General features: G+C 38.6%; 15 protein-coding genes and 1 other RNA gene. 5 read left to right on the forward strand and 11 right to left on the reverse strand.

Annotation, left to right across the window (positions count from 1 at the left end):
- Positions 1-29: 29 nt before the first annotated feature.
- The 4 genes from ACFSGI_RS14060 to ACFSGI_RS14075 all read right to left on the reverse strand — a co-directional run bounded on the left by ACFSGI_RS14060 (position 30) and on the right by ACFSGI_RS14075 (position 2,192).
- Positions 30-506, reverse strand: a complete 477-nt coding sequence (locus ACFSGI_RS14060; protein WP_204824730.1) for a hypothetical protein — start codon at positions 504-506, stop codon at positions 30-32.
- Positions 507-518: 12 nt separating this feature from the next.
- Positions 519-1,049 (reverse strand): hypothetical protein, encoded by a 531-nt coding sequence (locus tag ACFSGI_RS14065; RefSeq protein ID WP_204824731.1) that lies wholly within the window; start codon positions 1,047-1,049, stop codon positions 519-521.
- An 18-nt stretch (positions 1,050-1,067) separates the two neighbouring features.
- Positions 1,068-1,523, reverse strand: coding sequence for a hypothetical protein (locus tag ACFSGI_RS14070; RefSeq protein WP_379283473.1), 456 nt, complete (start codon positions 1,521-1,523; stop codon positions 1,068-1,070).
- A 108-nt stretch (positions 1,524-1,631) separates the two neighbouring features.
- Positions 1,632-2,192 carry an Imm50 family immunity protein gene (locus tag ACFSGI_RS14075; RefSeq protein WP_204824732.1) on the reverse strand — a complete coding sequence of 187 codons (561 nt, stop codon included), beginning with the start codon at positions 2,190-2,192 and terminating at the stop codon, positions 1,632-1,634.
- 185 nt (positions 2,193-2,377) lie between these two features.
- Here ACFSGI_RS14075 and cimA point away from each other — a divergent pair, with 185 nt between their 5' ends.
- Together cimA and ACFSGI_RS14085 are read left to right on the forward strand one after the other, a co-directional pair.
- Positions 2,378-3,997 (forward strand): citramalate synthase, encoded by a 1,620-nt coding sequence (cimA, locus tag ACFSGI_RS14080; RefSeq protein ID WP_204824733.1) that lies wholly within the window; start codon positions 2,378-2,380, stop codon positions 3,995-3,997.
- A 301-nt stretch (positions 3,998-4,298) separates the two neighbouring features.
- Entirely contained in the window at positions 4,299-4,844 is a 546-nt protein-coding gene (locus ACFSGI_RS14085) for a M67 family metallopeptidase (RefSeq protein WP_204824734.1), read from the forward strand.
- 27 nt (positions 4,845-4,871) lie between these two features.
- Here ACFSGI_RS14085 and ACFSGI_RS14090 read toward each other — a convergent pair whose 3' ends face one another.
- The 3 genes from ACFSGI_RS14090 to ACFSGI_RS14100 are packed head-to-tail and all read right to left on the reverse strand — an operon-like array spanning position 4,872 to position 8,111.
- The gene (locus ACFSGI_RS14090) at positions 4,872-5,609 is read right to left on the reverse strand and encodes an exonuclease domain-containing protein (RefSeq protein WP_204824735.1); all 738 of its coding nucleotides are present in this window, start codon (positions 5,607-5,609) and stop codon (positions 4,872-4,874) included.
- Positions 5,606-6,688 (reverse strand): DUF294 nucleotidyltransferase-like domain-containing protein, encoded by a 1,083-nt coding sequence (locus ACFSGI_RS14095; RefSeq protein WP_204824736.1) that lies wholly within the window; start codon positions 6,686-6,688, stop codon positions 5,606-5,608. Before ACFSGI_RS14095 ends, ACFSGI_RS14090 begins: the two co-directional genes overlap by 4 nt.
- A gap of 40 nt (positions 6,689-6,728) precedes the next feature.
- Positions 6,729-8,111, reverse strand: coding sequence for an ammonium transporter (locus ACFSGI_RS14100; protein WP_204824737.1), 1,383 nt, complete (start codon positions 8,109-8,111; stop codon positions 6,729-6,731).
- A gap of 476 nt (positions 8,112-8,587) precedes the next feature.
- On the opposite strand from ACFSGI_RS14100, the gene ACFSGI_RS14105 reads away from it, so the two are divergent.
- Positions 8,588-9,022, forward strand: a complete 435-nt coding sequence (locus ACFSGI_RS14105; RefSeq protein ID WP_204825033.1) for a MerR family transcriptional regulator — start codon at positions 8,588-8,590, stop codon at positions 9,020-9,022.
- A gap of 27 nt (positions 9,023-9,049) precedes the next feature.
- Positions 9,050-9,742, forward strand: a complete 693-nt coding sequence (locus ACFSGI_RS14110) for a zinc metallopeptidase (protein ID WP_204824738.1) — start codon at positions 9,050-9,052, stop codon at positions 9,740-9,742.
- A gap of 259 nt (positions 9,743-10,001) precedes the next feature.
- Here ACFSGI_RS14110 and ACFSGI_RS14115 read toward each other — a convergent pair whose 3' ends face one another.
- Positions 10,002-10,685: a rhomboid family intramembrane serine protease gene (locus ACFSGI_RS14115; protein WP_204824739.1), complete on the reverse strand. Its 684-nt coding sequence runs from the start codon at positions 10,683-10,685 to the stop codon at positions 10,002-10,004.
- Positions 10,686-10,806: 121 nt separating this feature from the next.
- Here ACFSGI_RS14115 and tpx point away from each other — a divergent pair, with 121 nt between their 5' ends.
- Complete coding sequence (gene tpx, locus ACFSGI_RS14120) at positions 10,807-11,325, forward strand: thiol peroxidase (protein WP_204824740.1); 519 nt, start codon at positions 10,807-10,809, stop codon at positions 11,323-11,325.
- A gap of 160 nt (positions 11,326-11,485) precedes the next feature.
- On the opposite strand, the gene ACFSGI_RS14125 is transcribed toward tpx, so the two are convergent.
- From ACFSGI_RS14125 to ACFSGI_RS14135, 3 genes are all read right to left on the reverse strand, one after another.
- On the reverse strand, positions 11,486-11,881 hold the full coding sequence (locus tag ACFSGI_RS14125) for a DUF1499 domain-containing protein (RefSeq protein ID WP_069327075.1): 396 nt from the start codon (positions 11,879-11,881) through the stop codon (positions 11,486-11,488).
- 204 nt (positions 11,882-12,085) lie between these two features.
- Positions 12,086-12,275, reverse strand: a non-coding RNA gene (gene ssrS / locus ACFSGI_RS14130) — 6S RNA.
- Positions 12,276-12,397: 122 nt separating this feature from the next.
- On the reverse strand, positions 12,398-13,264 hold the full coding sequence (locus ACFSGI_RS14135; protein ID WP_204824741.1) for a YesL family protein: 867 nt from the start codon (positions 13,262-13,264) through the stop codon (positions 12,398-12,400).
- Between the last annotated feature and the right edge of the window lie 159 nt (positions 13,265-13,423).

The following is a 13,423-nucleotide window of genomic DNA, read 5'->3' on the forward strand; positions in this document are numbered from 1 at the left end:
CAAGCTCCTTTCATTATATAATTGCCATTTTATACATGATGAATAGTACACTGATCCAACTGCACCCATAAGTTCTGCTCATCATATCCGCTAACTCGACCTGCTACGGCAATCCCTATCCCGAGCGGAAGTCCATCAATCTGTTCAGGTAACATAGCTCTATCTGCAATCGCGTACGTATGCTCATCTAATTGAATAATACATCCTTGCGGATAGAACATCCGTAATACTCCTGTTACTGAATCACCCGGTAGATACTGTTGTTTGTAATAATCCCACTGTTTACGATAGGTAGAAATTGCCGATTCCCAGGCTATCTCAAATTCAACTACGCTGATTTTTTCATGAGGTTCATATTCAACTTCCGTTTCAGCTAGCATAAAATCAGGTGCAATCGATACTTTGGATTGATTATCGGTTATTACCATTTGGCGATAAGCAATCTGTTGATCATCTATTTCAAAATAATAAATCTCATCTTCAAAAAATGATTTGATGTACTCCACAACCAATCCTCCTTACTCTAAATACTCCATACATTCTTGTAATACTTGTTGCATATCCTGATCTTTGGTATGACGAGAAATATGTTCAAATGCAGGTAGCGCTTGTTTTAGAAGCAGATAACTATAGACATAATAATAAAAAAAGGTTTCTGAATCATAGCCACGTGGCTGTTCATTTTCCCATTCCAATTCATCTTCTTCACTATTTTCATCCCAAAGGTATTGTTCTTCTAATAACAATGGCATATCGATTAATGTCTGCTCTGTATCTTCCAATTCTTCATGGACAGATAACGCTTCAATGATAGTAGCATACAAATCAATTTCAACAGCACTCACTTCATCTGGCGATTGGAGAGGTAATTCTTTTAATAAAAAGAATAATGCCCACGGTGTTACCTGCCATAGTGTGGATTGATGCTCTACAATATCAGCGATGCCACTATAATTTCGTTTTGCAAGCATTTGAGGTACTTCTGTTGCTCGACCATAAGGCGTTGTAATACGTTTCCACGGAATATCTTGAACGGTTAATTGATCCATAGATAATACGATTTTGCTTCACCCTTTTCTGGTTATCTCATTTTGTCTTATTTGCGTATACCATTGTAAATATTTATGGTCAAATCCTTGAAAAGCACGCGAACCACCAAAATCATACACTTGCTCAAACCATGTGTATGCTTCTGACTTGGCATCTGTTTCATAACAAATGATTCCGAGAGTAACTTTGGCTGATGTATGTCTCGGATTATCTTTGACTGCTTCAACAGCAATCAAAGCCCATTGGAGTGCTTGCTTGTAATCCTGCTGCTCCATATAAATACTTGTGTTACACGAAGCTATCCATTCGGTTAAATCCCAGTATGCGATAGGCTCTGGGAGCAATTCCCAAGCCTCCGCATATTTTTTTAACGCTTGATCAAACTGATGATTTTCTTGTAGTCTATTGCCTTGTTCAACCATATGCACAATTTGATCAGACAATGGTCGATTACTATCTTCTAAATTAGGCATAATCTAATCTCCTCTACATCAGCACTCATCTAATTAGCTTCATAACAAATCTGTATTTCGTTTGTATTTATTTTTCTAACATCAGGTTACAGTTCAATTTAATAATAATTATGACTTGAGTTCTGCTTTGATTCCACCACAGAAGAAACTGCCTGACATTCCTCTTGCCGCTTCAATATCTACAACCATTAATGTCTCATCATAACGAAAATCTATTGCAGCGATTTCATTTTTTTCTACATCCGGTGCAGAAAATTCTATCTCTGTCGCTTCTAAAAAAGTAAGGGTAACCGTATGATCTGCAAAAGGTTCAGCAAGCTGAATATCTAGTTTCACTTGATCTTTGCCAATCTCATGATCGGTAATTATTCCATGTTCAAAATCAGGGAAATGACCCAATGTTGCAATAACATCCTTACTCCCTACAATCGATACAGTCGGCGAAAATGCCAATTGAATTACAATTTGGTCGCCCCATTCTAGCGGTTCATCTGTCGAAATATATAATTGAATATGATCCGCTGTTAATTCACGTACACTTGCCACAACATAATCACCCGCAGATACCATCACAACATCGTGTGGATCGAAAGGTAATGGTTGTTCAGACGTATAATAAAGTGTGAATACCTTGTTATTTTGTTCAACTTTTTGAATATGTAATTGCATGTTGTAATGCCTCCTAGTAAACTAAATAAAATCAAAATTATCGTATCCCTTACATGAGTCAGGTGATATAATAATAAATTATACTAAAAAACAATGGTTTATTGACACCCCACTTCACAAATGATTAACGAAACACTAAAAACAATTATTCATTTTTTTGCACAAATGAAGGAGGACTCCCCATTATGTCAAAGTCTATATCGATTTTCGACACTACGCTTCGTGATGGTACTCAAGGTGAAGGTATCAGCTTGTCCGCAGATGACAAACTCAAAATTGCCAAAAAACTTGATGAGCTTGGTGTTCATTATATTGAAGGCGGTATTCCAGGCAGTAATGGTAAAGACATCGAGTTTTTCAAACGAGTACAGACACTTGGACTACATGCCAAAATTACAGCTTTTGGTAGTACACGTCGCAAGGGGAGTATTGCCCATCAGGACGATAATCTCAAACGAATGATCGAATCAGGTGCGCAAGCGGCTACATTGGTCGGCAAATCTTGGGATTTCCATGTGCACACCGCACTTCAGACTACACTCGAAGAGAATCTAGCGATGATTGCAGACTCGATCTCTTACCTGAAGCAACAGGGTATGGAACTGATTTTTGATGCCGAACACTTTTTTGATGGATATAAAAACAATCCTGAATATGCTGTATCGGTATTGCGTACTGCGCGTGAAGCTGGTGCCGATTGGTTAACGATGTGTGATACCAATGGTGGTACACTTCCTCATGAAATTTACGAAATCGTATCCAGATTAGATCTTGAACTAGGCGGCGCTCCTCTAGGAATTCATACACATAATGATTGCGAACTAGCTGTAGCTAATACATTAAGCGCTGTACAAGCCGGAGCAAGACAGATTCAAGGTACGATCAATGGATATGGTGAGCGTTGTGGTAATGCTAATCTGTGTTCGATTTTGCCGACATTACAATTAAAAATGGATTACACCTGTATAACTGATAATCAATTGTCTCAACTTACCAACACAGCGCGATATGTAAGTGAAATTGCGAATGTCCATATGCCTGTGAATCAACCTTATGTAGGTAATGCTGCATTTGCTCACAAAGGTGGTATTCACGTTTCTGCTATTTTGCGGGATTCCAGAACTTACGAGCATATTGAACCTGAGAAAATTGGTAACAAACAACGGATTTTAGTCTCTGAATTAGCCGGACAAAGCAATATTCTTTCCAAAGCAAAAGAAATGGATCTGATCCTTGATCCTGAAAATGAAAATACCAAGCAAATCATCGGCAAAATCAAAAATTTGGAACATCAAGGATATCAATTTGAAGGTGCAGACGCTTCTCTTGAATTGCTATTACGTGAAGCCAATGGTGAGATCAAAGAACTGTTTGTTTTTGAATCGTTCAAAATGTTAGTCGAAAAAAATGCAGGTTCTGCTGTTGTATCTGAAGCTTTTGTCAAACTCAGAATCGGTGGAGAAAGTATTTATACAGCCGCAGAAGGTAATGGACCTGTAAACGCGCTAGATAATGCACTTCGTAAAGCATTGGTCGAACATTATCCGAATTTGCGTGAAATGCATCTATCTGATTATAAAGTTCGAGTATTGGATGAAGCAGACGCAACCGCTTCTAAAGTTCGAGTATTGATCGAATCGCAGAATTTAAGTAACACATGGAGTACTGTTGGTGTATCTGCTAACGTTATCGAAGCCAGTTGGGAAGCATTGGTAGACAGTATTCGTTATGCATTGATCGGCCAAGCTTTACCGGATCAAAATGTCTCACATAGCCCTTCTGTACATGGAATCGTTAATCATTAATACTACATTTAAGTATGTTTAAGATAACTTCGCACTGTAATGCTTCATAGCGTTACAAGGTGTTATTGCATGCTTTGTATTTGATTGGATGATACGACATATGACTGCGGTCGATATCTGTATTGGTTATTTGTATAGTAGATATTAAAAATAAGGTTCTGGATCGTATATCTTTTTGAGGTATACTTCTAGAACCTTATTTGATGAAATCTCACTAAAAGATAATGACAACATCAAATATAATAAAAAAAGTGACTCCCCATATCGTATGGAGAGTCTAATAAAGAGAGGGGTAAATACAATGGCAGACCTGCTGTGCACTGATAGGGAGACTAGCATCTTCATTCGTCCAACAGCCCTACAGCTACTGACCGACCATATGAGTAGCTCCCTATCCTCAGAAGTCTGCGGGGTCTTGCTCGGTAGAAAAGCAGCGGGCGGTATGCGCATCGACTCCTATCGAAAGTTACGCAACGTTGCACCTGACCCGCTGCACCACTTCCTTTTTGACCCTATCGAATGGGTTCAATGTTGTTATCAAGAATCGGATCTTATTGGCATTTTCCACTCTCACCCATGGTCAGCTCCTATTCCTTCTTCAACCGATCTTCATCAGTTACAGTCATTTGGTGCTTTGACCCCTATTTATCTTATTGGATCACCATCTACTTCTTGGATAGATCATAGACAAGCGCTGAATAAAAAATGGATTTCGAATCTAGAGCAGAATCATACGCAACCTTTTACTGTAGCAGGTTATTATGCCATCCATAACCATCTAAGGGATAACACTTTATCCCATTTGCCTTTGTATACTTTACAATCTGCCACATTACAATTAATTTAAATTATTCTATTTCTTTTACAATTTATTTTAAAAATTACTCAAATAAGCATACAAATCTTCAAGGGTATCCACCTGTTTGTGACGCATTAGACGAAGATACTCTCCCCATAAAGACGCTGTCATTTTAGCATCTTCTAGTGCATGATGGCGAAGTGTAATCGGAATACGTGCTTCTTCCAATAATTCATCTAATCCGTAACTACCAAGTGAAGGTTTGAGCCATTTACCAATCATCATTGTATCCAGTATTCGGTGGGTCAATTGAATTTTGGATGTTTTCCATAAGGCTGCATTTAGAAATGCTTTATCATGACCTGTACCATGAGCGATCAACACAGATCTGCCTACAAAAGCCATAAAGTCATGCAAACCGTCTATTAAAGATGGAGCATCTTCAATCATTTCCTGGGTAATACCGGTAAGTGCTGTGATATTTTCAGGTACATTTGTTTTCGCATTGACCAAAGTATAAAAGTGCTCGTCTGTCACTTCGTCACCGATCATTTTGACTGCTCCAAACGATAATATTTCATCTCCATGTTGCGCATGAAATCCCGTCGTCTCCAGATCGAAAACGACGGTTTCCAGCTTATTAAGTGGCATATAGAGTACTTCAGGGCGACGCTGTTCACGAGAAAGGGATCTTATAAATGCCATTTGCTGTGCAGAAGGTGCACCGAATACGGAAGCAATAGCAGATGGAACCCCACCACTACGCAGACTTCTCCAAAAACCATTGTTCGCTGTTTTCACTGGCTCTTTCATAAGCGTCTCCTTTCTAAAAAGCGTAATTGCCGTTGAAGCACACGATGTGCTTTTTTAACCGTTCCCAGACTATCTCGAAGTTCGTGAAAAAACGGTCTTTGTTTCCAATCTTTTTGCGGCATAAATCCAGTACTGATATACAATCCATCGACTACTTGTACAGGTGTCGAATTGCGCATACGAAGTGCTGTCAAAAAAGCTTCTTGCATCATTTCAAGCAATGATAACGTAGCAGCTTCTAATTGAATTAATCGCTCTAGACGCTTCAATGTAGACGATTCATAGATACCATGCTGTAACGCCAAGTAGCGCGATGCATTCACCAGCGGAATATAAATGCCATACTTCACATCAAAATCACCTGCATGTTCACCAAATCGTTCTGCGACCACCTGACCTAATACATTAAGGGTAGCTTTATGGCGAACCGTATTACGAAGTACCGCTGCTGGCAACTGTGGGGTTTCTTTTACTCCACTATACAATGTCTCTAACCATGACGCTGAAAGTTCTGCATCACCTGCCATATGACGCATATCTGAAGCGATAATCCAATTACGAACAGGTTCCCAACTAAGATCGTTACGCCAATTATTTAATTGCGTACGCCAATCAGTTAATGTTTTGCGCCACATTGGCTCAGAGCACATGACTTTACCCTGACATTTCTCATAACCTATTGCTTCTAATATATCTGCAAGCATACTTCCGAATTGCTTAAAATAAGTTTCTTTGCCCTCATGAGGTTCGTCACTTATAATCAATCCGTTATCTTGATCGCTCCACAATGTGGATTCCAATCTCCCTGCGCTACCGAAAACAATAAAAGAATATGCAACAGGAGGCGGACCGTAGCCCGCCTCACTCAATTGTTTTTCACAAATGATCACTGCCTGTTGCATCACATGATCGTGCATCTCATTGACCTGCTTCACCCATTGACGTGTGTCACTATCAGGCAAAGCTTGATACAATTCAGTCTGCATCAATATGCGCTTTTCTTTCAATAATTGCGGAGTATCAGCATCGGCAAGATCACGCAAGGGAAGATCAAAAGAATATTCATTCATTAGCTTCATCCCCTACTGCTCTTTCTTCATGATGTTGGAGAAAAGAGCGTTATTTGCGCGCGTCTTCGCCTAATGCTCTCATTTGCTCAGGATAACCATAAGAACCATGCTCACTAATATCCAAGCCCATCATTTCTTCTTCTTCCGTTACACGAATACCATTGATCGACTTCATCACCCATAAGATCAGAAGAGAGATAACTAGAACAAAGATAAATGTACCGATCATACCTAGCAACTGAACACCCAACTGATGGAATCCACCACCGTAGAATAATCCTGGAGAACCTACGCCTGTTTTTTCTACTAATTCTGGTGTAGCGAAGAATCCTGTAGAAATCGCTCCCCACATTCCTGCAATACCATGAACAGAGAACGCATAGATTGGATCATCAATACCTGCTTTTTCAAACCATTGTGCTGTAAAGAATGTGACAATACCTGCTACTAGACCAATCACGATGGCTGCCCATACATCGACAAAAGCACAAGAACCCGTAATTGCTACAAGCGCAGCCAATACACCATTTAACATACTTGGAATATCTGCTTTCCCAAATACAACCCATGAGATTAATAGAGCTGCTACACCGCCCGCTGCTGCTGCAAGGTTAGTCGTCAGCGCAACATAAGTGAAGAATCCGTCATTTAATGTAGATAATGCACTACCCGGGTTAAAGCCCATCCATCCGAACCAGAGAATAAATACTCCGACTACAGAATAAATCTGGTTATGACCTGGAATAATGTTAGGCTTACCATCTTTATTATATTTACCAAGACGTGGCTTGAGCATCAATGTAGCCGCTAGACCTGCGGTTGCACCTGTCAAATGGACAACAGTAGAACCTGCATAATCTTGCATTTGCATAGCGCCTAACCATCCGCCACCCCATACCCAGTGAGCAACGATCGGGTAAATAATAACAGTGAACAAAATACCGAAGATAATATACACACTCAGCTTCGCACGTTCAGCAAATCCGCCAAAAGCAATTGACAAAGATACTGCTGCAAAGGCAAGATGGAAAAGGAACATCATAGAGATTGGAATACCGAGTCCAGATAGTGCATCAAAGGACCCCATCATTCCTTCACCACTCAAGAAAAATCCTTCATAACCGAAAAATCCATTACCATTACCAAATCCAAGACCGAATCCAAAAGCCCAGAAAGCAATAAGAGCAATACCCAATGTAAGAATTGTTTTACCTGCAACGTGTCCTGCATTTTTCATACGGACTGAACCTGCTTCTAACAGTGCAAAACCAGCTTGCATGAATAACACCAGTGCGAACGCAAGGAACACGAAGAACGTGTTTAACCCTGTGGATACTTCAGCCGTTGTTACCTCGGCTGCTGCAAAAGCACTTAATGGAAAAGCAAGAAGGGTTGATGCCGCTAACCCCATAACGGCCCATTTTTTTCTCATATAACCCACTCTCCTTATGTAATATTACTTCACATGTCGTGAAATCCTTAATGTCATTATAATCAGAATAATGAAAGAATGACAAGAGTTAATTTTCAATTTTTGAAAATACTTTTTTTGTTACATCTATTCATTCTTTAATTCTTCACCGTTTAACATCGTCAAAGTCTAGATTCATCAAGCTTTTGAGCTTTTGACTCTACTATTTGTCTTGATTTTTTTATATTTATTTTTAGCTTCTTTTTTGTCGTACTTATATAGTATTCAGATCATTTTCATCTAAATTTAAGGGACAATGATTATACTAATTAATAGATACCTAATCAATAATTACAGAATATGTAAAAGTAAGCATAACGTTAAACTGTATGGTTTGACTGTAACGTTTGTATTCCTGTAATATAAACAAACAGGATGCAAACTCAAGGGATCCTGTTTTGATCATGACTATAAATGGGGGTGGATACCTTGGGGATATGAAGCTTTACCGGATTGGCGAATTAGCCAAAACTGCCGGTATCAGTGAGCGAACAGTAGATTACTATACTAAGCTCGGATTAATACAACCAGAAAGTCGTTCCTTAAAAAACTATAGGCTCTATAGTTTTGAAACCTTAACACGCTTGGAACGTATAACAAAGTTAAAGCAGGATAAATACACTCTTGATGAAATTAGAGATAAATTGCACGCCTGGGATCGGGTTTCAGACGAAGAACAGGTTACGCAACGACTTACCGAGTTGGAACAACACATGCTTCAATTACAACGTGAAGTACGTGAACTCGAACCTTTACTTTCTCAAATGAAGCCTAATCAAGCCAAACGTGCATTTGTTAATCTGATTCCTCAAAGTGCCGCCTGTATCGAGGCGTTAAAATTCCTGCTAGGTCAAAGTTCAGGCATGATGTAATTTGTCTATACTATGGAGGAATGAGAAATGAGTATTAATGCTTTCTTTTGGATCTTAATTATTCTTGCGTTCGGATTAACGATCTGGGCACAATTTAGAGTTAAAGGTACTTTCAAAAAATACGCTGACGTGCCCAATGCCCGCGGTCTTACCGGTTATGAAGCAGCCCGTCATATGTTAGATAGTAATGGTCTACAAAATGTTCCTATCGAACCTATAATCGGCTCGCGCGGCTCACTAGGTGACCATTATGATCCGGTTCACCGGGTTGTACGTCTTTCTGAAGATGTATATTACCAAAACAGTATCTCTGCTGTATCTGTAGCTTGTCATGAGATTGGTCATGCGATTCAGCACAAAACGCATTATCCGATGCTAGCACTTCGTCACCGTATTTTCCCGGTTGTTAATTTTACATCCGGTATCGCACCATTCTTAATTCTTGCAGGCGCTATTTTTAGCTCATTTAGTCTGTTGGGATTGGGTATTATTTTCTTCTCGGCTGCTGTTGTATTTCAATTGGTTACATTACCTGTTGAGTTTAACGCAAGTAATCGTGCAAGAGATATTATGGTCGCTGAAGGTTATGTAACAAATGAAGAAGAACGTAGTGTTGGTAAAGTATTGAATGCTGCTGCTCTTACGTATGTAGCTGCTGCCTTATTATCTGTACTTGAATTGTTACGTCTAGTATTTATGTTTGTAGGTAACCGTGACTAAAAGCGTTGTAACAAGATGATGATCTAATCATTGAACTAAATATTTCAAAACAAAAACCACTTTTGATAGATCGAAAGTGGTTTTTGCTATTTATTCATTTGTTTTTCAATATTGTTTATTTAGTAGATCTGCACGAACTGTTTATTTCATTCAACCTTATTATAAACAATAGTACATTTTTTTGATGTTCACACTCATCATATCTATGCTTACAACGTAGTTATTCGGCATAAACCAATTGCAAAGATATCATTAAAGATTATTCAGTCTTGTTATGATGATCTGCTTCTGATAGTGCTTTGGCGTACGCTTCTGCTAGACGTCTCCACCGTCCACGTAATCCAGTTAAGCGCAACATTAATCCGTAAATGAAGAATCCAGCTATTAGACCGCCTAGATGCGCCCAGATGCCGATACCAGGAACCACAAAGGTGAAAATAAGTCCTAGTATCAAAATCGTGTACATCGTCTTACGAGAAGCCTCATCCATGATTTGACGTTGGAATAGTGCAATATAGAGGAATGCCCCGTAAATACCATAAATCGCTCCTGATGCTCCTACAGCCACAACACTATTAGCCGCTTGTTGATATAATTCCAAACTGATTACATTTCCGATAATACCACTTGCCATATACAGAACTACATAACGCCAACTACCTATCAATCGTTCAAGTGGCGGAGCAAATACAATCAGTCCAAAGCTATTCGATAATAAATGACTGAATCCATTATGCAGAAATATAGCTGTAATCACTCTCCACCATTGATCATACGGTGGCACATTTGTAACAGCACCATACTCAGCTAACGTCTGTGGATTGGTAGAACCGCCTTTAAAACTTAAAAAGATAAATACAGCAACATTGAGCAATAATATCAAAGAAGTGACTGGATAATACCGTAAAAAACTTTTCCAATTCTCATAACGGACAAATAACATAAGATCTTCCTTTACTGAATATAGTAGTGAATCTCATTTTTGATTTATTACCCTTACTCTATTATAATGAATTCTGGTTACGATTGCGAAATGATAGCAATGAATAAGGAGGCAATAACATATGGTACAAGAACGTACAGGTATAGCTACTTTTAAAGGAAACCCTATTACTCTTATTGGGCCTGAACTTAAAGTAGGCGATCAAGCGCCTGACTTCAATCTTAGTAAAAATCTACTCGAACAATCAACACTTAGCGATTATGAAGGTAAAGTCAAATTGATTAGTGTTGTTCCTTCTCTGGATACAGGTGTATGCGATGCACAGACACGCCGTTTTAATGAAGCCGCTTCTGAACTTGGTGACGATGTGATCGTACTCACAATCAGTGCTGATCTTCCTTTTGCGCAAGCACGCTGGTGTGGAGCAGCAGGAGTAGATCGAGTAATCACTTTATCTGATTATCGCGATAATTCATTTGGCAAAGCATATGGCGTATTAATTAAAGAATTTGTGATCGATATGCGTTCTATTTTTGTGATTGATCAACATAACGTTATTCAATACGTAGAATATCTATCCGAAATGGCAGAACATCCAGACTACGACAAAGCTGTCGAAGCTGTAAAAAATCTATTATAGTCTCTATTACTATAGGTTGTATCTCAACATGCTAATTCTTAATATTACGATACAAGCTTATTAACGTTTCAAAAAAAGAAGCTTCCTGCTCACATGAGATGTGAAAAGGAAGCTTTTTTAATCGTATACCAAATACGTATGTATGAAGCATCTGGCTTCATTAAGTACTGGTTGTTTTGTATTGTGCTAGTTTTTTATCCAACGAACCAAAAAGATTCAGGATATTGCGGTAATTCGCTCCTAGATCACCTAATGATCCACGAGAAGCTGAATAAATATCAATCGCACTACGCACAGGGCTTACAGATACAATCGACACAGTAATATCCATTGTGCGTCCAAAACCTGTTTTTTTCTCCAGTATAATTTCGCCTACACTTGGAACCTCATGTAATACTTTATAACCCGGAATTTTTTTGAGTGTTGAAGAAACTTCTTCCCATGCTCTTTCGCGGGATAGATTGTAATATCTTGTTTTCATTTGAGGATCTTTAGCACGATCGCCTGTTCCTTCTTGGCTACGTATAATCCCCACTAATGTTCTTTTTAACGACAAGATTTTTCCTCCTTTACGTGTAAAACCTACCTTATTCTAAGTGTATCATTAGTATATGAATAATAAAACTAATATTATGTAAGCGCACACGAAAAACGCTCTATTCTATCAATTCTGATTCAGAATTGTAGCTAGAGCGTTCTCGTATTTACTGTGTGGATCATTCGTATTACACCAACTTCTTGCTTACTGATGAATCTACTAAAAAGTCCCGCATATGCCGTCTGATTACATTGTCTTCGAACCTGCGTAGCAGGTGGGTGATCGCAAAACTGTTTTTGAAGTCCCCGCATCCAATGGATAGGGCTGGTCAGCTACAGTTCAATTTGAATCTCCCAAGACATTGTTATTGGTTCAAAACAACAGATAATCAAAACGTACATTGCAGGATGTAAATTCATTATAAACCTGGTGACGAGAAATGTAAACCTTTACACCAATTTTTTCCTGATAGCTATTTTTATACCATAATACAGAAGAAAATCGATGTATTATCAAGGTAATGTTTTCGCTATGTTAACGCTCTTTGTTTTTGGTCAAACTTTTTTTAACGTTCTCGTTCATCGAAGTAGGTTGTTGTTCCACATTGATCTGTTGCGCTTGCTCGGTAGGAGACTGATCGCCAATTACTAATTGTTCGTCTGCTTTTAATTCTTTTTCTTCGTCTGCCAAAGCTTGCTTTTCGGATTGTTCTTGCATTTTGAGGAACATACCGTAGAAATTAAAGAAAGCAAACCATGCGATACCTGACGCTAAAAAGAATACAAATAATACTGGATACTTTGTACCGATAAACAACAAGGCTACTGTACCTAGTAAGGTAGAGAATAAGCGAAACGGTCTTACGATCGATAGCAAAATGGCATTTTTGATAATATCTTTTAATTTCATATGATAATGAGCAATCATTGCAAAGAAATTAAATAACGATACAAATAATACTAATAAGAAAATCAACATCACAATTCCGAGTAGTTGCAGATTCGGGAATTGGTTCATATAGACGGTGTAATCTACGTACATAATAACAAACAGCAACGTATAGAAAAATCCACCTAACATACTTTGTTTATAATTTTCTTTATATCCTCTAAAGTAAGTTTTAAAAACAGATACGTCCCCTTCACCCATCACCCATTTACGAACCACTGTAAAAAGAGCCGCAGTAGCTGGAAATAATGTGAACGGCGCCATAATACCCATTCCCCAATTTGCTTGCAGAATATCATTAGCCGTAAAACCTGGTTGACCGAAAATAAATCGCATTACTAAAAAAAACAAAAATGGTGAAGAACAAATGACCCATAATAGGTTGCTACCTGCCAAGCGCATAATCCACTCGGATAGCCTGTATATCCCACCCATTACCCCTCTAAATTCCAAATCAATTTCCCCCTCGCGTCTGCATCAGCATTTGGTTCTATGCCTATTTTCTCTGAACCTACATATATTAAATATACCTAACTCTTCATTATAATACCAGTGTCTATTGAGTATGTACGAGAATTGAGAGGTTCTCCCTCAGTTAAAATAAAAAAAGAA

Source organism: Paenibacillus nicotianae (assembly GCF_042681745.1).
Lineage (GTDB): Bacteria > Bacillota > Bacilli > Paenibacillales > Paenibacillaceae > Saccharibacillus > Saccharibacillus nicotianae.

Bases quoted from the DNA above. Each gene is read 5' to 3' on its own strand.
- ACFSGI_RS14090 (WP_204824735.1), bottom strand. From the start codon at position 5,609: ATGAAAGAGCCAGTGAAAACAGCGAACAATGGTTTTTGGAGAAGTCTG.
- ACFSGI_RS14075 (WP_204824732.1), bottom strand. From the start codon at position 2,192: ATGCAATTACATATTCAAAAAGTTGAACAAAATAACAAGGTATTCACA.
- ACFSGI_RS14105 (WP_204825033.1), top strand. From the start codon at position 8,588: ATGAAGCTTTACCGGATTGGCGAATTAGCCAAAACTGCCGGTATCAGT.
- cimA (WP_204824733.1), top strand. From the start codon at position 2,378: ATGTCAAAGTCTATATCGATTTTCGACACTACGCTTCGTGATGGTACT.
- tpx (WP_204824740.1), top strand. From the start codon at position 10,807: ATGGTACAAGAACGTACAGGTATAGCTACTTTTAAAGGAAACCCTATT.
- ACFSGI_RS14065 (WP_204824731.1), bottom strand. From the start codon at position 1,049: ATGGATCAATTAACCGTTCAAGATATTCCGTGGAAACGTATTACAACG.
- ACFSGI_RS14110 (WP_204824738.1), top strand. From the start codon at position 9,050: ATGAGTATTAATGCTTTCTTTTGGATCTTAATTATTCTTGCGTTCGGA.
- ACFSGI_RS14115 (WP_204824739.1), bottom strand. From the start codon at position 10,685: ATGTTATTTGTCCGTTATGAGAATTGGAAAAGTTTTTTACGGTATTAT.
- ACFSGI_RS14070 (WP_379283473.1), bottom strand. From the start codon at position 1,523: ATGCCTAATTTAGAAGATAGTAATCGACCATTGTCTGATCAAATTGTG.
- ACFSGI_RS14085 (WP_204824734.1), top strand. From the start codon at position 4,299: ATGGCAGACCTGCTGTGCACTGATAGGGAGACTAGCATCTTCATTCGT.
- ACFSGI_RS14095 (WP_204824736.1), bottom strand. From the start codon at position 6,688: ATGAAGCTAATGAATGAATATTCTTTTGATCTTCCCTTGCGTGATCTT.
- ACFSGI_RS14100 (WP_204824737.1), bottom strand. From the start codon at position 8,111: ATGAGAAAAAAATGGGCCGTTATGGGGTTAGCGGCATCAACCCTTCTT.